We start from the raw sequence: 20,952 nt of genomic DNA, 5'->3' as shown, positions 1-20,952 counted from the left end.
GAAAGGGAGCAGATCTTCAAGCCTTTCAAAACCTGAGTTCGACTCAGGTCTCTCAAGTCGATGTACCTCCAACATCCACCTCGGTCAGTCCCCTCTCCCCCAGGGAGAGGGCTAGGGTGAGGGTAAGCCCTTAAAACCTTGACCCAGGCTCAGAAAGAAACACCAACTCTTCAGCCGTAGACTCCCGCCCCAACACCGCATTGCGATGCGGAAACCGGCCAAATCGTGCAATCACTTTCTGATGCCGCTCGGCATAATCCAGATTGTCCGCAAACACGGCCCGCTCCGACTCCGGCTGTTCAGCCACCAGCTCGATAAATCTGGAAACCGCCTCATTCTGCACCGCGAGGTTTTCGCAGTGTTCGAACACCAGATAAATGAATACACGCTGAATCGGTTTCAACTGCCGATCGAAATCCGCCGCAATGCCTTGGGCAACGAGTTTCTGCGCGCGCAGATCACCGGAAAACGCTTTGGGAGTGTCGCGAAAGATCATTCGCGGCAATTGATCGAGCAACAGCACCAGCGCCAGCCAACCTTCGGGACGTTGCGTCCACTCGGTCAATTCGCCGGCCAGGGCCTGATCGACAAAGACCCCGAATCGCTCACGCGCTTCGAGGTCTTGGCTGTCTCGCTTACCGAACCACAACTTGCCCTTGTCAGCCGAAATCTCGTCCGGGGATTCGGCGTGTCCGAACCACCAATCGAGCAACGGCTGCCAGGGCGCGGTCATGGTTTATTCCTTGTGGTAAGCCGTAGCGCGAGCGACTTCTTCTTTCGAGCCGAGGAAGACTGCTACGCGCTGGTGCAGGCCTTCAGGCTGGATGTCGAGAATACGCTGATGACCGTCGGTGGACGCGCCGCCCGCCTGTTCCACCAGGAACGACATCGGGTTGGCTTCGTACATCAGACGCAGTTTGCCTGGCTTGGACGGCTCACGGCTGTCGCGCGGGTACATGAACAGACCGCCACGGGTCAGGATGCGGTGTACGTCGGCAACCATCGCCGCGACCCAACGCATGTTGTAGTTCTTTTTCAGCGGACCTTCTTCACCGGCCAGCAGCTCGCCCACGTAGCGTTGTACCGGGGCTTCCCAGTGACGCTGGTTGGACATGTTGATGGCGAATTCCTGGGTCGATTCAGGAATGGTGATGTCTTCGTGGGTCAGCACGAAGCTGCCCATTTCGCGGTCCAGGGTGAAACCTTTGACGCCGTCACCGAGGGTCAGTACCAGCATGGTTTGCGGGCCGTAGATCGCGTAACCGGCGGCAACCTGCTGGGTGCCTGGCTGCAGGAACGCTTTTTCGTTCAGCGGCTCGTTCTGGCTCAGGTATTCGTTCGGGCAACGCAGTACCGAGAAGATGGTGCCGACCGGGGCGTTGATGTCGATGTTCGACGAACCGTCCAGTGGGTCGAATACCAGCAGATAGGCGCCTTTCGGGTATTTGCCCGGGATCTGGTAGGCATTGTCCATTTCTTCGGACGCCATGCCGGCCAGGTGACCGCCCCATTCGTTGGCTTCGAGCAGGATCTCGTTGGAGATCACGTCGAGTTTCTTCTGCACTTCGCCTTGGACGTTTTCAGTGCCCATGCTGCCCAGAACACCACCCAGGGCGCCTTTGGACACGGCGTGGCTGATTTCTTTGCAAGCACGCGCCACCACTTCGATCAGGAAACGCAGATCGGCAGGAGTGTTATTGCTGCGGGTCTGCTCAATCAAATAGCGACTCAGGGTAACGCGGGACATGGACGGCTCCGGTGGAATGGGGGGCTAAAAACCCGCGCAGTTTACAGGGAGTCTGAAAACGTAGCGAGCGAAGACGCCCGGTAACGTGCGTTGGGGTGTAATTGCCTGCATGAGACGTGATTGTCGGTGGAGAGTTCAGGTAGCGGGTTTAGCGTAGACCGGTTCGGGACGGATGGTGGTTGAGTGATAGCGGCGGTTTGAGGATTTTTGTTGATTGATCGGCCGTCATCGCTGGCAAGCCAGCTCCCACAAGGACTTCGGTCGTTCATCTATTTTGTGTACACCAAATAACCTGTGGGAGCTGGCTTGCCAGCGATTGGCGCGCAGCGCCAGCCATTCTCAGGTGTTGGTTGGAGGCTTGCGCAACAAGCTAAACGCCATAGCCCCCAAAAACACCACACTCAACAACAACACTGCCCACAACCCAATCTTCTTCCAATTGGTCTCCGCCACCGCCGCTGTGGTCGCCGTCGATGTCTGCGTACCAACCGCTTCACCCTGCACCGACGCCTTGCCCAACGACGCCAGCTTCTGCGGCTTGAAATCCGGAATCAGCGTCGCCAGCGGCAAGTTCGCCGTTTTCACCGTCGGATTACCCAGCGCCAGACTGTACGGCCCCTCTCCGCGTGCAAGGAAGATCACCTGAGTCGCCCGCACCGCGTACTTCACGCTGGGCGCCTGCGCGCCCAGACCACCGCCGCGCTCATCGACCGTCAGCTTCAACTGCTGCACGGTCTGCCCGTAGAGCTGCAATTCGTTCTGCACTACATCCTGATTATTCTGGCTCAGGCGATAGAGCAAGCCGCTGCTCAGTTCCTGCCACGGCAGGCTGCTTTCACGTCGCCCCGCCAATATCACCGGCGCCAGACTGTTCGGTTGTTTGAGTTCAACCTGCACGCGTTCGACATTCAGCCCCATCGGCAACTGCCAGGTGTATTCCCCGGCCTTGGTGCTGCTGCCGGCCAATGCCTGCGACCAGACCAACGGCAGCGGCAAATCGCGCGGATCACTGCTTTTCAATTGTGCCGCCGTCAAAATCGGCGCCGAGTTCGGCGACTCCCACAATAGCCGCACATAACGCGCCGATTGCCCCGGCAACGTCACTTCGTGCTGCTCGATGCGCTCATCGGAAAAAGTCAGTCGTGCGACCTGACCTTCGCCCCACGGCTGCCAGTGCTGCAAGTCATCGCTGGCCTCAATGCTGAAACGCTGAAAGCCGTCGCGCTCACTGGTCCAGTCGAGGATCAATTGCTGCAACGGCGCCTTGATCGCGCTGGCATCCAGCAGCCAGCCACGCAGCACTTCTTCACCCGCCTCCAACTGGCTGGACGGCTGCACTTCGACCAGCGTGCCGTTGGTGGTCGATTGCACGCGCACATTCGGCGCGCGCTCACTGGCGTCGGCGGCGTTGTACAGCGGGAACCATTTCACCTCGTGCAACTGGCCGTCATCGCGGGTCTGCGCCGACTCGCGCGCCAAGGCGTAGGCCTGCGCTTCGCCAGCGGCGTTGAATACCCGCAAGTCACTGAGATCAGTCTGGCGCGCCTGCAATTGCACGCTCAACGGTAAGTCGAGGCGATACCACGGGCCGTTGCCGCTCACAGACAGCGGCACCTGCGTGGCGAAGTCCGCCGGTTTTTCCTGAGCACCGGCCACCATCACCACGCCCAACGCCAACCAACCCAGATTTCGCATGCGACTCAAGATGAAACTCCTTCGGTGTTCGGGGCCGGTTTGTCCGCCGCCGGTTCAGCTTCGACGCGTTTAGGCGGCAGTGGCGCGAAGTAGCCGACCACCAACAGCAACACGCCAACGCCGATAAACGAGACGATCCGGGCAAGGCCGCCACGGTTGCTCAGTTCGACAAAAATCAGTTTGGCCACCACCAGCGCAATCAGCGCCGCGCCGATCAACCACACTTCGCGACGATGACGCAGATGCCCGCCGATCATCAGCCCGAGCGCCATCAACGTCCAGACGATGGACAATCCGGCCTGCACCAGCATCGAGCCGAGCAGTTGATCGAGCTCGAACGGAATCCCGGCCCAATGGTGTGCCGCGCGGGTGACCAGCGCGGTGCAGAAAGCGAACAGCGATACCCCGGCGATCAGTTGCGTCGCGTATTCGGTGTAGTCCTGACGAATCGACAGCTGCGAAACTGCACTGCGCGACCAGACATAAACGCCGAACAAAGCAAACAACAGACCCAGCTCCAGCGGGTTCAGCAGCGGCACATACGGCAACGGTTCGGCGTTGCCATCGCTGACGCCATTCGCCAACCAAAACCACGCGAGCATCAGCACCGCCAGCGGCGCGGCGGCGTACAAGCGGTACTCGCGGGCAAACGCTGCGACCGGCCACCGCCAAGAGCGCGGGGCCGCTGCCAGCAGCAGATAAACGCTCGGCAGAATCGCCCAACCCAACCAACGCCAGGCGTTGTATTGCTCGGACAACAGCAGTAGCCCGTAACGCAATTCCAGCGCCAGCACGCTAATCAGCAACCAACAGCCCAATACATGCGCCGTACTCAAGGCGCGCGCCGGCAACATCGGCGCCAGGCGCCGCAGACTGAAGAAGTGCACGGCGAACACCGCCGCCCACGCCAGCCAGCCGAAATCCGTCGCCGGGTGATAACGCGAATGCCAAGCAGCGAGCAACACCAGACCTGCCGCCGGAATCAGCAAGGTGCAGAGCAAGCCCAGCGCCGGCCATTTCAAACGTAGCGCCAACACAGTCCACACCGCCACGCTTACGGCTGCAACCAACAGCAGCAACGTGCCTTGCAAATTCGGAGCAGCAAAACGCAGCACCTCGCTAACCCACGCCAGCGCCCACCAACCCGCGCCCCACACCAGCAGTACTTCGGACAAGCGCTGCAAACTCAACGCATCGAATGCCGAGGCGTGATTGCCCAGTTGCAGGCGCCACGCACCGATCATCGCCGCCAGCCCCAGTACCAGCGGCGTCCAGAATCCGCCATGGGCCAGCGGTTTCAAACCTTCGCTGGACAGTGGCCCGAGCAACTCCGGACCGGCCAGCAAAAACGCCGCGCCACCGATCACTTGCAACAACAAACCGAAAACAAAACTCACGCGCTGCTTGAGGTACAGGCTCAACCAGATAATCAGCAAACCACTGGCCGCCCACACCGCGCTCGCGGTCTGCCATGGCAGGACAAACAGCACCGCCAGATTGATCAGCACCAGACCAGCCAACAGCACCACCGACAATCCGCGCAGCAGACGTACATCACCGCGCACCATTTCATCACGGGCCGCCAACAGCATGCCGGCGATCAACGCCAGACCGATCAGCGAAGCACTGAGCAAGCCACTCCAGCCGGCGCTGAACACCGCTGCCGAATCCTCGCCCGCGCCTTGCAGACGCAACAGGAACAACGCACCGCCGAGCAACTGCACGGCAAACGCGGTGAACAGGAAGGTGCGCGATTGAATCCGCAGACCGACAAACAACGTCACCAGACCGGCCAGCGCCCAACTGATGGCAGTGGCCTGAACGAAGAAGAACAGCGGCGCCAGCAGATAGAGGAAGGTCAGGCCCAGGCACGCCAACACCGGCAAGCCTTGACGCTCCCAAAGTGATGCCTGTTGCGGCGAGGCCTTGCGCAATTGATAGAAGCTGAACAGCAAGGCAATCCCGAGCATCAAAGCGCCCAGCGGCGCACCGTCGAGCAGACTGCTTTCGCCGACCCGCAACTGACTGAGGAAGGCTAACGCGGAACCCAGTTGCAGCAGCAAGGCAAACGCGCGGGCGAACGGTCGATGCTGGCGCAAACCGAGCCAGAAAATCCCCGCGCCTTCCACCGCCCACGCCGCCGAGGTCCAACGCGCATCGAGCCCCAGCGGGATCGCCAGACTGGCAAAAATCACTCCGAGCGCCAGACAGGTTTCGCCCAGCAGCACCGCGCGCCCGCCCATCAACACCTTGGCCAGCGCCATGTAGATCATGCCCAACGCCAGCGCACTGAAAGCGGCAGCAAACTCCAGATGCTGCACCAGCGCAAACTGCAGACCGAAGCCAATGATCGGCGGGCCGAACAGCATCGTGCCGTCGACGTAATCGCCCTTGCGCGCAGACCAGTGCAGCAACGCCTCGCGGTCGTCCGCCGCCGGCGCGTCCGGCATGTCGAGCAATTTGCGCCGGGCGAACAGCAGGCCGATGGCGAGGTACATCAGGAAAAACAGAATCAGGAACGGCTCGGTGCTCCACAACAGCTCCGGCGTATACGAACGCAAACCCCAGGCGAAACCGATACCAAAGGTGCCGACGAAGCCGATCAGGTTGAGCAGACGCCAGGCCTTGAACCAGGCGATGGCGAGAATGCCGGCGTTGAGCAGCGCGAAATAACTGAACAGCGCGACGTGGTTGCCGGCGCCGGTCGAAGTCAGGATCGGCGCGGCAAAACCGCCCAGCGCCGCCGCTGCGGCAAGCCCCAAGGCGTCTTGGGTAATGGCGAGAATCGCCGAGAAAATCGTCACCGCCACCAGCAGTCCCAGCGCGGCCGACGGATCGAGCAACGGGTGCAGGCGCATCGCCGCAAACACCGTCAGGTACAGCACCGCAATCCCGGTGCCTTGCAGCATCAACGCGTAATTGCTGTTGCGCCGGCGCAGCCACCAACCCAGCGCGAGCAAGCCCAACGCGGCCGCCGCGACACCGGCGTAACGCAACTCGATCGGCACGATCATGCCTTCGGTGGCGTAGCGCAGCAGGAACGCCAGACCGAAAAACAACAACACCACGCCAACGCGCAGCACGGTGTTGCCGCCGAACAGCCAGTTACGCGCAGCATTGATGCCGCGCTCGATGAGGTTCGGGCCACGGGGTTCGGCGGGTTTTGACGGTTCGGGCGTGACGGCATCGAGGCGCCACACATCAGCAGGCAGCGGTTGACTGGTTTCGCTGGCGACGGCGGAAATCGGTTCGAGTTCGGGCGGCAGTTCCCAGACCAGTTCGGGGGCCGGGGCTTCTTCGACTGCTTTGAGCGGTTCGACGACAGGTTCGGCGGCCGGCGCCGAAGTCGGTGGCGGCGCAGCATGAAGGGGCACGCCTTCGAGCAGAAACAGGCGCTGTTCGACGCCCTGCAAAGCAACCTTCGCCTGCTCAAGTTGCTGCTGTTGCGCCGCCGCCAGCGAGCCAAGCCGAGCGATGCGGATCGTCTGCCCGATTGCCAGCCCCAACAACGCGCCCAACAGCGCGTCACTGAACGACTCGTCGAGCAGCCAGCCGAGCACCAGCCCGATCAACATGAACATCCATTGCATGGTCGATATCCCTAAGCGCAAAGGCCAATCCGGGAAGATTAGCGCAGCCTGACCCAAAAAGATCGCAGCCTTCGGCAGCTCCTACAGGGTTATGCGAACACCTGTGTAGAAGCTGCCGAAGGCTGCGATCTTTTCCGGCACGCGATTATATCGAGCCGAACGGAAAGTTACTCCAGCGCTTTCCAGATATCCGTGGCGTACTCGCGAATCGTCCGATCCGAGGAGAACCAGCCCATCCGCGCCGTGTTGAGCACCGCTGAACGCCACCAGTTGTTGGAATCGTGCCAATGCGCTTCAACGCGTTTCTGCGCTTCCCAGTAGGAGTCGAAGTCAGCGCAGACCAGGAAGCGGTCGTAATCCACCAGCGAATCGATCAGCCCGGTATAACGCGAGGTGTCATCCGGCGAGAACACCCCGCCGCGAATCGCTTGCAGCACATCGTTCAGACGATGGGACGCGGCGATGTCCGGCACTGCGCTGAACTCGTGGTTCTGTTTGCGCGCTTCGACCTGCTGGGCGCTGAGGCCGAAGATGAACATGTGCTCGGCGCCGATGCGTTCGCACATTTCCACGTTTGCACCGTCCAGCGTGCCGATGGTCAGCGCGCCGTTGAGGCCGAACTTCATGTTACTGGTGCCTGACGCCTCGAAGCCTGCGGTGGAAATCTGCTCGGACAAGTCCGCCGCCGGAATAATGCTCTCCGCCAGGCTGACGTTGTAGTTGGGCAGGAACACCACTTTCAGCAAGCCGCGCACGGTCGGATCGTTGTTCACCACCCGGGCGATGTCGTTGGTCAGCTTGATGATCAGTTTCGCCTGGTGATAACTCGCCGCAGCCTTGCCGGCGAAGATTTTCACCCGTGGCACCCAGTCGACTTCCGGCTCGGCGCGAATCGCCTGATACAGCGCCACGGTGTGCATCAGGTTGAGCAACTGGCGTTTGTATTCGTGGATCCGTTTGACCTGCACGTCGAACATCGCCGCCGGATTGACCGCGATGCCCAAGCGTTCGTGAATCAGATAGGCCAGAGCTTTTTTGCTGTGCAGGCGCTGTTCGGCGAAAGCTTTGCGGAACGCGGTTTTTTCCGCGAACGGCTCGAGATCGAGCAGTCGCTCTTCCGGGTTATCCAGCAAATCCGGCCCCAGCGCATCGACCAGCATCGAAGTCAGTTCGGAGTTGGCCTGATACAGCCAGCGGCGGAAGGTAATGCCGTTGGTTTTGTTGTTGATCCGCTCCGGGTAGAGCTTGTGCAGTTCGGCGAATACGGTTTTGCGCATCAGTTGCGTGTGCAAGCCAGACACGCCATTGACGCTGTGCGAACCGAGGAAAGCGAGGTTGCCCATGCGTACCCGGCGACCGTTGTCTTCTTCGATCAGCGACACCGCGCGCAGCACGTCGAAATCGTGAATGCCTTTGGCCCGCAGGGAGTCGATGTGCTGAGCGTTGATCAAGTAAATGATCTGCATGTGCCGTGGCAGCATGCGTTCCATCAAGCCCACAGGCCAGGTTTCCAGTGCTTCCGGCAGCAGCGTGTGGTTGGTGTATGACAGCGTGTCGACGGTCACTTGCCACGCGGCATCCCACGCCACGTCATAGACGTCGACCAGTTGGCGCATCAGTTCGGCGACGGCAATCGAAGGGTGCGTATCGTTGAGCTGGATCGCCGCGTGATCGCCCAGGGTCAGCACCGAGGTGTGCATGTTGCGGTGACGGCGCAGCAAATCCTGCAAGGAAGCAGCGACAAAGAAGTATTCCTGGCGCAGGCGCAGCTCCTGCCCTGCTTCAGTGCTGTCCGCCGGGTAGAGCACGCGGGAGATACTTTCCGCGCGGGCAACCTCGGCGACGGCACCCAAGTGGTCGCCAGCGTTGAAACGCTCCAGGTGCAAATCTTCCATGGCGCGCGCACGCCACAGCCGCAAGGTGTTGACGCTCGCCCCGCGCCAGCCCACCACTGGCGTGTCGTAAGCAATGGCGCGGACGGTTTCCGCCGGCGACCAGACTTGTTTGGACTTGCCGGAAATGTCGGTGACGGTTTCAACGCTGCCGCCGAAGCCGATGGAGTACACGACTTCTGGCCGTTCGAACTCCCACGGGTTACCGAAATCCAGCCAGTGCTCGGTCTGCTCCTGCTGCCAGCCATCGACAATCGCCTGGCGGAACAAGCCGTGCTCATAACGAATGCCATAACCGTGGCCGGCAATGCCGAGGGTCGACATGCTTTCCATGAAGCACGCCGCCAGACGCCCGAGGCCGCCGTTGCCGAGCGCCGCATCGGGCTCCAGCAAACGGATGCGCTCCAGATCGACACCGAGCTCAGTCAACGCTTCACGAGCAACGTCGAGCAGGCCAAGGTTGCTCAGGCTGTCGTAGAGCAAACGGCCGATAAGAAATTCCAGCGAGAGGTAATACACCCGTTTCTGACCTTTGCGGTAGATCTGCCGGGTGTGGTCCATCCAGTGTTCGACCATGTGATCACGCGCCGCCAACGCAATGGCTTCGAACCAGTCATGGTCGAAGGCGTGATCGGGGTCTTTGCCCACCGCGTAGGTGAGCTTGGTCAGGACGGCGTCGCGGAATGCGGCCACCTCTGCTTCGCGAACTAGTGGTTCTTGAGTCATCAATAGGACCTCGAGCGAGCGGGAATTGTCTGAGCCTAGACGGTCTGACCGACGGTGAGGGCTCTGGTTCGGCAGTATTTCCTGAGACTGTGAGATAGCCCGGCATTACCTTGGCGAGTGAGCTAATGAATGCAGGGGCCGTGCCGAATTGTCCGGCAATGTGCCTGTATGCAGAAAAAATCTGGCGAAAGGTTGTTCAAAAATCCACCAGTCCCGGTATGATCGCGCGCCCTGATGCACACACGCCTGGTAACTCCCGATGATGAAGCCCAACCTGATTGCCGCCGCTGAGATCGATCGTCTCGATACGTGGGCGAAATACTCAGCCCCAATGTGCGGTTCCTGCGTGTCCAGCTGCTGCACGCTGCCGGTCGAGGTGAAGATCAAAGATCTGGTGCGCATCGGTGTGGTCGACGAGTTCGAACTGGGCGATCCGCCGAAGAACATCGCCAAACGCCTGCAAAAGGAAGGTCTGGTAGAACGCTTCAACCAGAAGTCCGGCATCTTCACCCTGCAGCGCATGAGCAACAACGATTGCTACTACCTGGATCGTAAGAGCCGCTTGTGCACCATTTATGACAAGCGCCCGGATACCTGCCGCAATCACCCGAAGATCGGGCCGCGGCCTGGGTATTGCGCGTACAAGCCAAAGGAAGTGGTGCGCGAGCAGAATTTCCGGGCGATCGAGCGGTTCTGACCCAACCCCGGAGTTGGCCAAAGGCGAGCTCCGTACTGAAAGTGCCATCCGTAGATTGTTCTTACAGGAACGGGTAACTCGACCATACCCGCTTGTCGCAATTTCCTATGCTTTATCAAGCATTCACCCGACAGTAAGTATCTCTCCCCAACACTAGTGTGGAGCATCACTCCCTCAGAGAAGATGCTCATGCGTTATTTAAAAGTGACAGCCCAGGATCGTAGTGGTAACGGCAAAGCCGATGCCGTGCAGCTGCACTTCCACAATGGCTCTGCCAACCTCGTCCACGAAGCTTTTGCACTGGATATGTCCGCCGATGGCTGCATTGAGTTCGGCTTCGCGGGTGATATCAACAGCGACGGACTGCAGAATTTTCAGGATCAGTTGCTACTCACGGCCTTTGCCGAGGTCTTCCTGCAGCTCAACTGGTTCAATGCCGGCGATAACTGGGAGCGCTATCTGAAAATTGGCGCAACCGACCATCATCAGGACGGCACACCCAATGTGGTCACGCTTCAATTCAGTGAAGACGATGGCGAGCTCGGCAAACCCATCAAGATCCGACGCGCAGCCGCGTACGATGGTGACAATGACGGCAGCCTCGACTCCTTCACTAACTCCGATGTGAACGGCGATGGCATAGCCAACAAAGCGGACAAGGCTGTACTGCGCAAGATCGCGGAAACCTTCCTCGCGTTTCGCTGGTTCGACGCTTGATTTGCCCATTGCTTCGCTGTTGATCGCAGACAAACAAAAACGCCCCCGGTCTCGCGACCGGGGGCGTTTTTTCAAGCGCGGGCTAAATTACGCCTTGGCTTTCTTGGCAGCGCGGGTACGCTCGCTTTCGTCCAGGATCTTCTTGCGAAGACGGATGGACTTAGGAGTAACTTCGCACAGCTCGTCTTCCTGGATGTATTCCAGAGCCTGTTCCAGGGTGAAGCGAACAGGTGGTACCAGAGCGATGGTTTCGTCTTTACCCGAAGCACGCATGTTGTCGAGCTTCTTGCCTTTGGTTGGGTTTACACCCAGGTCGTTGTCGCGGCTGTTCTGACCAACGATTTGACCGTTGTAGATCTCCTGGCCGTGTTCTACGAACAGCTTGCCACGAGCCTGCAGGGTTTCCAGCGAGTAGGTCAGTGCCTTGCCGGTTTCAACCGAAACCAGAACGCCGTTCTGACGGCCGGACATGTGGCCCGACTTCACTGGAGCGTAACGGTCGAAGATCGAGGTCAGGATGCCAGCACCGTTGGTCAGGGTCAGGAACTGGTTACGGAAACCGATCAGACCGCGAGCAGGGATGTTGTATTCCAGACGAACACGGCCCTTGCCATCCGGCACCATGTTGCTCAGGTCGCCCTTACGCAGACCCATCTCTTCCATGACCTTGCCCTGCGATTCTTCAGGGATGTCGATGGTTACGTTTTCGAACGGTTCCTGCTTCACGCCGTCAACTTCACGGATGATCACTTCAGGACGGCCCAGGGCCAGCTCGAAGCCTTCGCGACGCATGGTTTCGATCAGTACCGAGAGGTGCAGCTCACCACGGCCGGAAACCTTGAACTTGTCAGCCGAGTCGCCTTCTTCAACGCGCAGTGCAACGTTGTACAGCAGCTCTTTGTCCAGACGATCCTTGATGTTACGGGAGGTCACGAACTTGCCTTCTTTACCGCAGAATGGCGAGTCGTTTACCTGGAAGGTCATGGAAACGGTTGGCTCGTCAACGGTCAGCGGCTTCATCGCCTCGACGGTGTTGATATCGCACAGAGTGTCGGAGATGAACAGCTCGTCGAAGCCGCTGATGCAGACGATGTCGCCGGCTGCTGCTTCTTCAACGTCAATGCGGTGCAGACCGTGGTGACCCATCAGCTTCAGGATACGACCGTTGCGGCGCTTGCCGTCGGCGCTGATAGCGACAACCGGGGTGTTCGGCTTGACGCGACCACGAGCGATACGGCCAACACCGATAACACCCAGGAAGCTGTTGTAGTCCAGAGCGGAGATCTGCATCTGGAACGGACCGTCACGGTCAACGGCCGGAGGCGGAACGTGGTCGACTACCGCTTGGTACAGCGGGGTCATGTCTTCCGCCATGGCGGTGTGATCCAGACCGGCAATACCGTTCAGGGCCGAAGCGTAAACAACCTGGAAGTCCAGTTGTTCTTCGGTAGCACCGAGGTTGTCGAACAGGTCGAAGATCTGATCCAGAACCCAGTCCGGACGCGCGCCTGGACGGTCAACCTTGTTGATTACCACGATTGGACGCAGGCCGGCTTCGAAAGCCTTCTTGGTCACGAAACGGGTTTGCGGCATAGGGCCGTCTTGAGCGTCAACCAGCAGCAGAACGGAGTCAACCATCGACATTACGCGTTCAACTTCGCCGCCGAAGTCGGCGTGGCCCGGGGTGTCCACGATGTTGATGTGGTAGCCGTTCCAGTTGATGGCGGTGTTTTTCGCCAGAATGGTAATACCGCGCTCTTTTTCCTGGTCGTTGGAGTCCATCACGCGCTCGTCGTTGAGCTCGTTGCGCTCCAGTGTGCCGGATTGACGCAGGAGTTTGTCTACCAGGGTGGTTTTACCATGGTCAACGTGGGCGATGATGGCGATGTTGCGTAGATTTTCGATCACTTGTGTATCTCGATCAGAGGATTCGGTTTGCTGACAAGTCTTGGCAGCGATTAGCAGTAGTGTCCGGCATGGCCGTTACAGCTTGACGGCGGTGTCGGGGGGCCGGTGACGCAGGCCACAGGCAAACAGCCCCGGGCACTTAGCTCGGTCGATAAACGCGCACATTGGCATGCCCCTCACTGAGCAAATGGTGAGCATGCAGGCGACTCATCACGCCTTTGTCGCAATACAGCAGGTACTGGCGAGTCGGATCCAGCTCCTTGAAACGAGCGTTCACTGCGTAGAACGGCATCGTCTGTACTTCTACGCCAGCGAGTTCCAGCGGCTCATCCTCGGCGGCATCCGGGTGACGGATGTCGATCACGATCTGGCCGGCCAGTGCTTCGCTGACTTCTTCAATCTGTACGTCCTGGCCCAATTCGTCGATCACCCGATCGATCGGCACCAGTTTGGCGTTTTCGAGCGCACGCTCGAGGACTGCCATGTCGAATTCTTTCTCTTCGTGTTCAACACGACCGCGTTTGGCGGCGGTTTTCGGATTGACCGAAATGACCCCGCAGTATTCCGGCATGTGCCGGGCGAAATCGGCAGTGCCGATCTCGTTGGCCGTGTCGATGATGTCCTGCTTGTGCGCCACGATCAGCGGACGCAGGACCAGTTTGTCGGTCACGCAGTCGATCACCGACAGGTTCGGCAGCGTCTGGCTCGACACCTGGGAGATCGCCTCGCCGGTGACCAGCGCCTCGATCTGCAGGCGGTCGGCGATATTGGAGGCCGCGCGCAACATCATACGCTTCAATACGACGCCCATATGACTGTTATCGACTTTGCCGAGAATTTCGCCCAGCACTTCTTCGAACGGAACACTGACAAATAGCACGCGTTGCGAGCTGCCGTACTTCTTCCAGATGAAATGCGCGACTTCCATCACGCCCAATTCATGGGCACGCCCGCCCAGATTGAAGAAGCAGAAGTGCGTCATCAGGCCGCGACGAATGATCTGGTAGGCCGCAACGGTCGAGTCAAAGCCGCCGGACATCAATACCAGCGTCTGCTCAAGGGCACCGAGCGGGTAACCCCCGATGCCGTTGTGCTGGCTGTGGATCACAAACAACCGTTTGTCGCGAACTTCGATGCGGACTTCGATTTCCGGCGCTTTCAGGTCGATCCCGGCGGCACCGCACTCACGGCGCAGCTTGCTGCCGACGTATTTTTCGACATCCATCGAGCTGAATGCGTGCTTGCCGGCACGCTTGCAACGCACCGAGAAAATCTTCCCGGCCAGTGCATCGCCGTAGTGCTGTTTGCACTTCTCGGTGATGTCGTCGAAGTCGCCCAGCGGGTACTCGTCGATCTGCAGAAAGTGCGCGATGCCCGGCATGCAGGTCAGGCGCTCGCCCATCTCTTTCAAGGCTTTGGGATCGGTAACGCGGGTTTCCAGTTCGAGATTGTCCCACACACCGTTCACCACCACGGCCGGGTCCAGGTCGCGGAGCACGGTGCGGATGTTCTTGGCCAACTGGCGGATGAACTTCGTCCGGACAGGTCGGCTTTTGATGGTGATCTCGGGGAAGACTTTTACGATTAGTTTCATGAAAACAGCGCGCGAACGGCCAGCCGAAAAAGGGGGGCGCGGATTATAGCGGAAATTGCTCAAGGTTTAACCAGTTAATGTGCAGAAGGTTTTGCACGCACCAAAACGGGTCATTTTCGATTTATGACGCTACATTAAAGGGCGAGATTTTCCGCATTGAGGTGCTTTGCACCTTTATAAGCGTGAATTTGGGGCAAAAAACCCATGCTGGGGCACTGGCATGCAATTTGCTCCCTTGTGAGGCAGGTTGCCTTGGCAGAGTATTCGCGCCGGCATCACCCAAATTCTAAGGGCATCCACTACTAAGCCCGAAGCCACCCGGAGGACATATGTCGAAGACGGTTCAACTCATCAAAGATCATGACGTCAAGTGGATTGATCTGCGCTTCACGGACACCAAAGGCACTCAGCACCACGTGACCATGCCGGCTCGCGATGCGCTGGATGAAGACTTCTTCGAAGTCGGCAAAATGTTCGACGGTTCCTCCATCGCTGGCTGGAAAGGCATCGAAGCCTCCGACATGATCCTGATGCCGGTTGACGAAACTGCCGTACTCGACCCGTTCACCGAAGACGCCACCCTGATCCTGGTGTGCGACATCATCGAACCTTCGAGCATGCAAGGCTACGACCGCGACCCACGTGCGATCGCCAAGCGTGCCGAAGAACACCTGAAAGCCACCGGTATCGGTGACACCGTGTTCGCCGGTCCTGAGCCTGAGTTCTTCATCTTTGACTCGGTGAAATTCAAGTCGGACATCTCCGGCTCGATGTTCAAGATCTACTCCGAGCAAGGTTCGTGGATGTCCGACCAGGACATCGAAGGCGGCAACAAGGGTCACCGTCCAGGCGTCAAAGGTGGCTACTTCCCGGTTCCGCCGTTCGACCACGACCACGAAATCCGTACCTCCATGTGCAACGCACTGGAAGAAATGGGCCTGACCGTCGAAGTTCACCACCACGAAGTGGCGACTGCCGGCCAGAACGAAATCGGCGTCAAGTTCAACACCCTGGTGAAGAAAGCCGACGAAACCCAAACCCTGAAGTACGTTGTGCACAACGTTGCTGACGCTTACGGTCGCACCGCGACCTTCATGCCGAAGCCACTGTACGGCGACAACGGTTCGGGCATGCACGTGCACATGTCGATCTGGAAAGACGGCAAGAATACCTTCGCCGGTGAAGGTTATGCCGGCCTGTCCGATACCGCTCTGTACTTCATCGGCGGCATCATCAAGCACGGTAAGGCCCTGAACGGCTTCACCAACCCGGCGACCAACTCGTACAAGCGTCTGGTTCCAGGCTTCGAAGCTCCAGTGATGCTGGCCTACTCGGCTCGCAACCGTTCCGCTTCGATCCGTATTCCTTACGTGTCGAGCCCGAAAGCCCGCCGTATCGAAGCCCGCTTCCCGGATCCGGCTGCCAACCCTTACCTGGCCTTCGCAGCACTGCTGATGGCCGGTCTGGACGGTATCCAGAACAAGATCCACCCAGGCGACGCTGCTGACAAAAACCTGTACGACCTGCCGCCTGAAGAGGCGAAAGAGATCCCGCAAGTTTGCGGCAGCTTGAAAGAAGCCCTGGAAGAGCTGGACAAGGGCCGCGCGTTCCTGACCAAGGGCGGCGTATTCTCCGACGACTTCATCGACGCTTACATCGCGCTGAAATCGGAAGAAGAAATCAAGGTTCGCACCTTCGTACACCCACTGGAATATGAGCTGTACTACAGCTGCTGATCCGGTAGCGCCGCGTTTTTCGGCGTGACAAAAAGAGGCCTCCTTCGGGAGGCCTTTTTTATTGCCTGCCATTTATGACGTGATGCTGATCGTTCCCACGCTCCGCGTGGGAATGCAGCCCGTGACGCTCCGCGTCACTGGACGCGGAGCGTCCCTTGAGGCGTACCCACGCAGAGCGTGGGAACGATCAATTGTGGTGTATGAATGATCTCTGGATGTGTGCAGGGTTGGGCCAACCGCCACACCTGTCCTATGCTGCACCCCATCGCTTTCAATCCCGGTCGATTTCATGGGTCGCACCTTTCTCTACATTCTATTGCTGATGATCGCCCTGCCCGCCGCCGCGCAGATCTACAAATACACCGATGCCAACGGCCACACGGTGTACAGCGATCACTCGCCGGACGGCGTGCAGGCACAACCGGTGGAATTGCCGCCGCTCAATCGGGTCGAGCCTCAGGCGCCCAGCGCACCACCCGCGCCCGAAACCGACAACCGTGAACCTGCGCCCAACGCCTATGACATTCTTGAACTCGCTGGTTTGCCCACCGAAGAGGCCCTGCGCGCCAATAACGGCACGTTCACCGTTCAAGTGCTGATCAAACCCCGCCTGCTGCCGCCGCATCAATTAAGGCTGGTATTGGACGATGAGCCTTACGGTCAGCCGAGCAACGTGCCGATCCTGCAACTGGTGAACGTTGATCGCGGTGAACATCGTCTAGCGGTGCAGGTGATTGACGGGCAAACGGTCATACAGCAGAGCCCGCCAGTTCTCCTCAGCGTACAGCGGGTGCACAAGCCATGATCCGCGCATGTTTGTTCGTCGTGCTGGCGCTGCTGACCCTGCAGGCTTCAGCAGAGGTCTTCACCTATACCGATGCTCAGGGCAATCGTGTCTACACCGACCAGCCCCGCAGCAACGCCAAGCGCGTACCGATCGCGACCAGCAATCGCATGTCGGCCAACCCCGGCGCCGCTGCGCCGATCACCACCGCAAAAAAATCCCCGGAACAACCACCGTTCCACTACGACATGCTGCGCATTCTGGTGCCCGAACCCGATGCCACAATTCGCAGCAGTGCCGGCGAGATCATCGTCAGCGTCACCAGCGAACCCGGCCTGCAACGCGGCCACCGTTATCGCCTGTTGCTGGATGGCCAAGCCACCGGCGAACCCGGTCTGAGTCCGGTGTTCCCGCTGAACAACATTGATCGTGGCAGCCATAACCTGTCCGTGGAAATACTCGATGCCGAGGGCCGCACCGTCGAACGCACCGCCAACCAGCCGTTCCACATGCTGCGCATCTCCCTCGCGCAGAAACGCCAGGTCAAACCCTGCGTCGCCGACGACTACGGCGTACGCCCGGAATGCCCGTTGAAAGACAAACCCGAAGAGCCGAAAAATCCCTTCCTGCGTTTCTTCTAACGCCGTTCAGCTTTGCGCACTATATTGGTGCAATAGATTGCACCGTACCCACAATCCAACCCATTTTGGTTCGAAACTTCCCGTTCGAGCTGGCACCCTGCCACTCAAACGAGCGTCAAACGCCTGTTTCAGGCGTTGAACGCTTCTTTTCAGAGCCTTGGTTTGGTTTTTGCATTTTCAGTTCACCGACGCTTGTTATTTGCGCACGCTCCGCCCCCAAAAGAGGCTCCGATGACTATTAGCGACGCAATCCACCGTTTGCTGCTCGACAACCTGACCACCGCCACCATCCTGCTCGACGCCGAATTGCGCCTCGAGTACATGAATCCGGCGGCGGAGATGCTGCTCGCCATCAGCGGGCAGCGTAGCCATGGGCAATTCATCAGCGAGCTGTTTACCGAATCCACCGAGGCGCTGAATTCGTTGCGCCAAGCGGTAGAGCAGGCGCACCCGTTTACCAAACGCGAAGCGATGCTCACCGCCCTCACCGGCCAGACCTTGACCGTGGATTACGCGGTGACGCCGATCCTCAGCAACGGCGCGACCATGCTCCTGCTGGAGGTTCATCCGCGTGACCGCTTGCTGCGGATCACCAAGGAAGAGGCGCAACTGTCCAAGCAGGAAACCAGCAAGATGCTGGTGCGCGGTCTCGCCCATGAAATCAAGAATCCGCTCGGCGGTATCCGTGGCGCCGCGCAACTGCTGGCCCGCGAGCTACCGGAAGACAGCCTGCGCGATTACACCAACGTGATCATTGAAGAGGCCGACCGCCTGCGCAATCTGGTCGACCGCATGCTCGGCTCGAACAAGCTGCCGTCGCTGGCCATGTGCAACGTCCACGAAGTGCTGGAGCGCGTTTGCCAACTGGTTGAAGCCGAAAGTCAGGGCTGCATCACCTTGGTGCGCGATTACGACCCAAGCATTCCCGACGTCTTGATCGACCGCGAGCAAATGATTCAGGCGGTGTTGAACATCGTGCGCAACGCGATGCAGGCGATCAGCAGCCAGAACGAGCTGCGCCTGGGCCGCATCAGTCTGCGCACCCGAACCATGCGCCAGTTCACCATCGGCCACGTCCGCCATCGTCTGGTGACCAAGATCGAGATCATCGACAACGGTCCGGGGATCCCGGCGGAACTTCAGGAAACCATTTTCTTTCCCATGGTCAGCGGTCGCCCGGACGGTACCGGGCTGGGCCTGGCCATTACCCAGAACATCATCAGCCAGCACCAGGGCCTGATCGAGTGTGACAGCCATCCAGGCCACACCACCTTCTCGATCTTTCTGCCACTGGAACAAGGAGCCACATCGACATGAGCCGTAGTGAAACCGTGTGGATCGTCGATGACGACCGTTCTATCCGTTGGGTGCTGGAAAAGGCCTTGCAGCAGGAAGGCATGACCACCCAGAGCTTCGACAGCGCCGATGGCGTGATGAGTCGCTTGGCCCGTCAGCAGCCGGACGTGATCATTTCCGACATTCGCATGCCCGGTGCCAGCGGTCTGGATCTGCTGGCGCGGATTCGCGAACAGCACCCACGGTTGCCGGTCATCATCATGACCGCTCACTCCGATCTGGACAGCGCTGTCGCCTCGTATCAGGGCGGCGCGTTCGAATACCTGCCAAAGCCGTTCGACGTTGATGAGGCCGTGTCGCTGGTCAAGCGTGCCAATCAGCATGCGCAAGAACAGCAAGGCCTGGAAGTCGTGCCTGCTTTGACCCGCACCCCGGAAATCATCGGCGAAGCGCCGGCGATGCAGGAAGTGTTTCGCGCCATCGGGCGCTTGAGCCACTCCAACATCACCGTGCTGATCAACGGCGAATCCGGCACCGGTAAAGAACTGGTCGCCCACGCCCTGCACCGCCACAGCCCGCGCGCGGCCTCGCCGTTCATTGCGCTGAACATGGCGGCGATCCCCAAGGACCTGATGGAATCCGAGCTGTTCGGCCATGAGAAAGGCGCGTTCACCGGCGCGGCGAATCTGCGTCGCGGGCGCTTCGAACAGGCTGACGGCGGCACGCTGTTCCTCGATGAAATCGGCGACATGCCGGCGGATACCCAGACCCGTCTGCTGCGGGTTCTGGCGGATGGCGAGTTCTATCGCGTGGGCGGGCATGTGCCGGTCAAGGTCGACGTGCGCATCATCGCCGCGACACACCAGAATCTGGAAACCCTGGTACACGCCGGGAAATTCCGTGAGGACTTGTTCCATCGCCTCAACGTGATCCGTATCCACATCCCGCGCCTGTCGGACCGTCGTGAAGACATCCCGACCCTGGCCAAGCATTTTCTCAGCCGTGCCGCGCAGGAATTGGCGGTCGAGCCGAAACTGCTGAAGAGCGAGACTGAGGAATACCTGAAAAACCTGCCGTGGGGCGGCAACGTGCGGCAGTTGGAAAACACCTGCCGCTGGATCACCGTGATGGCCTCCGGGCGCGAAGTACACATCAGCGACCTGCCGCCGGAGCTACTGAACCTGCCGCAGGACTCGGCGCCAGTGACCAATTGGGAGCAGGCGTTGCGTCAGTGGGCCGATCAGGCGCTGGCGCGCGGTCAGTCGAGCCTGCTCGACAGTGCGGTGCCGGCGTTTGAGCGAATCATGATCGAGACGGCCCTGAAGCACACCGCCGGGCGCCGGCGTGATGCCGCGGTTTTGCTCGGTTGGGGGCGCAATACCCTGACGCGCAAAATCAAGGAATTGGGCATGAAGGTCGATGGTGGCGATGATGATGAGGGGGATGAGGGTTAACGGTTTGTTCGCTTGAGGGCTGTTGTGAATTCAAAATCCAGCCCCTCATCGGAACGCCGTGCACCGCATCAATGCACAATGACCCGCGATCGCGCACAGCCGCATCGCCACATTCGCTTCTGAAACCACTGAAAAATCAACTACCCAAATGCACGAAAGCCCCGAATCCCGGGGCTTTCGTGTTTCTGATCAGATTTTTTGTTTCAACACATTAAAACCTGGCACGCCCCCTGCAATAACCCTTACAGGTGATTCGATTCACCACCCGTTTCGGGGACCTTGGTACAGGCAGGCCGGGGATTCCCCTCTTTACACCGGGCTCATACCGCAACGCGACGAGCCCACCCTTTTGGGATCCTTGGTACAGGCAGGCCGGGGGTTCCCTCTTTACACCGGACCGACGCTCACAGCGAAGTCCACCCGTTTTGGGAACCCTGATACAGGCAGGTCAGGGATTCCCGCTTTTACACCAATC

Annotated in this window: 14 protein-coding genes; 7 read left to right on the top strand and 7 right to left on the bottom strand. The window is 59.5% G+C overall.

Features of this window, described 5'->3' with window-relative positions; genetic code table 11:
• Positions 1–130: 130 nt before the first annotated feature.
• The 5 genes from ACZZ0A_RS27550 to ACZZ0A_RS27530 form a co-directional block, all read right to left on the bottom strand.
• On the bottom strand, positions 131–733 hold the full coding sequence (locus ACZZ0A_RS27550) for a DUF924 family protein (RefSeq protein WP_123375599.1): 603 nt from the start codon (positions 731–733) through the stop codon (positions 131–133).
• Positions 734–736: 3 nt separating this feature from the next.
• Positions 737–1,747, bottom strand: a complete 1,011-nt coding sequence (locus ACZZ0A_RS27545; protein ID WP_007909265.1) for a class 1 fructose-bisphosphatase — start codon at positions 1,745–1,747, stop codon at positions 737–739.
• 339 nt (positions 1,748–2,086) lie between these two features.
• A complete protein-coding gene (locus ACZZ0A_RS27540; protein ID WP_007909264.1) occupies positions 2,087–3,451 on the bottom strand; it encodes a DUF3999 domain-containing protein in 1,365 nt (454 codons plus the stop codon).
• Positions 3,448–7,032, bottom strand: coding sequence for a DUF2339 domain-containing protein (locus ACZZ0A_RS27535; protein ID WP_463543990.1), 3,585 nt, complete (start codon positions 7,030–7,032; stop codon positions 3,448–3,450). The genes ACZZ0A_RS27540 and ACZZ0A_RS27535 overlap by 4 nt, the downstream gene beginning before the upstream one ends.
• Before the next feature lie 167 nt (positions 7,033–7,199).
• The gene (locus tag ACZZ0A_RS27530; protein WP_463543989.1) at positions 7,200–9,650 is read right to left on the bottom strand and encodes a glycogen/starch/alpha-glucan phosphorylase; all 2,451 of its coding nucleotides are present in this window, start codon (positions 9,648–9,650) and stop codon (positions 7,200–7,202) included.
• A 259-nt stretch (positions 9,651–9,909) separates the two neighbouring features.
• Between ACZZ0A_RS27530 and ACZZ0A_RS27525 the strand changes: the two genes are divergently transcribed.
• Together ACZZ0A_RS27525 and ACZZ0A_RS27520 are read left to right on the top strand one after the other, a co-directional pair.
• Positions 9,910–10,347 carry a YkgJ family cysteine cluster protein gene (locus ACZZ0A_RS27525; RefSeq protein ID WP_007909261.1) on the top strand — a complete coding sequence of 146 codons (438 nt, stop codon included), beginning with the start codon at positions 9,910–9,912 and terminating at the stop codon, positions 10,345–10,347.
• Between the two features lie 189 nt (positions 10,348–10,536).
• Positions 10,537–11,064: a hypothetical protein gene (locus ACZZ0A_RS27520; protein WP_463543988.1), complete on the top strand. Its 528-nt coding sequence runs from the start codon at positions 10,537–10,539 to the stop codon at positions 11,062–11,064.
• An 87-nt stretch (positions 11,065–11,151) separates the two neighbouring features.
• Here the strand turns inward: ACZZ0A_RS27520 and typA are convergent, their stop codons facing one another.
• Both typA and thiI read right to left on the bottom strand, forming a co-directional pair.
• Positions 11,152–12,972, bottom strand: a complete 1,821-nt coding sequence (gene typA / locus ACZZ0A_RS27515; RefSeq protein ID WP_003220792.1) for a translational GTPase TypA — start codon at positions 12,970–12,972, stop codon at positions 11,152–11,154.
• A 139-nt stretch (positions 12,973–13,111) separates the two neighbouring features.
• Positions 13,112–14,566 carry a tRNA uracil 4-sulfurtransferase ThiI gene (gene thiI, locus ACZZ0A_RS27510; protein ID WP_007909256.1) on the bottom strand — a complete coding sequence of 485 codons (1,455 nt, stop codon included), beginning with the start codon at positions 14,564–14,566 and terminating at the stop codon, positions 13,112–13,114.
• A gap of 329 nt (positions 14,567–14,895) precedes the next feature.
• On the opposite strand from thiI, the gene glnA reads away from it, so the two are divergent.
• The 5 genes from glnA (at position 14,896) to ntrC (ending at position 20,477) form a co-directional block, all read left to right on the top strand.
• On the top strand, positions 14,896–16,302 hold the full coding sequence (gene glnA, locus ACZZ0A_RS27505; RefSeq protein ID WP_007909254.1) for a type I glutamate--ammonia ligase: 1,407 nt from the start codon (positions 14,896–14,898) through the stop codon (positions 16,300–16,302).
• 289 nt (positions 16,303–16,591) lie between these two features.
• Positions 16,592–17,107: a DUF4124 domain-containing protein gene (locus ACZZ0A_RS27500; protein WP_414916176.1), complete on the top strand. Its 516-nt coding sequence runs from the start codon at positions 16,592–16,594 to the stop codon at positions 17,105–17,107.
• On the top strand, positions 17,104–17,727 hold the full coding sequence (locus ACZZ0A_RS27495) for a DUF4124 domain-containing protein (protein ID WP_463543987.1): 624 nt from the start codon (positions 17,104–17,106) through the stop codon (positions 17,725–17,727). The genes ACZZ0A_RS27500 and ACZZ0A_RS27495 overlap by 4 nt, the downstream gene beginning before the upstream one ends.
• Before the next feature lie 231 nt (positions 17,728–17,958).
• Positions 17,959–19,044 carry a nitrogen regulation protein NR(II) gene (gene glnL, locus ACZZ0A_RS27490; RefSeq protein WP_007909240.1) on the top strand — a complete coding sequence of 362 codons (1,086 nt, stop codon included), beginning with the start codon at positions 17,959–17,961 and terminating at the stop codon, positions 19,042–19,044.
• Complete coding sequence (gene ntrC / locus ACZZ0A_RS27485; RefSeq protein ID WP_007909238.1) at positions 19,041–20,477, top strand: nitrogen regulation protein NR(I); 1,437 nt, start codon at positions 19,041–19,043, stop codon at positions 20,475–20,477. Before glnL ends, ntrC begins: the two co-directional genes overlap by 4 nt.
• The last annotated feature ends 475 nt before the right edge of the window (positions 20,478–20,952 follow it).

The sequence above is a fragment of the Pseudomonas sp. AC242 genome (assembly GCF_979258655.1).
This window is presented reverse-complemented; position numbering and strand designations above follow the sequence as displayed.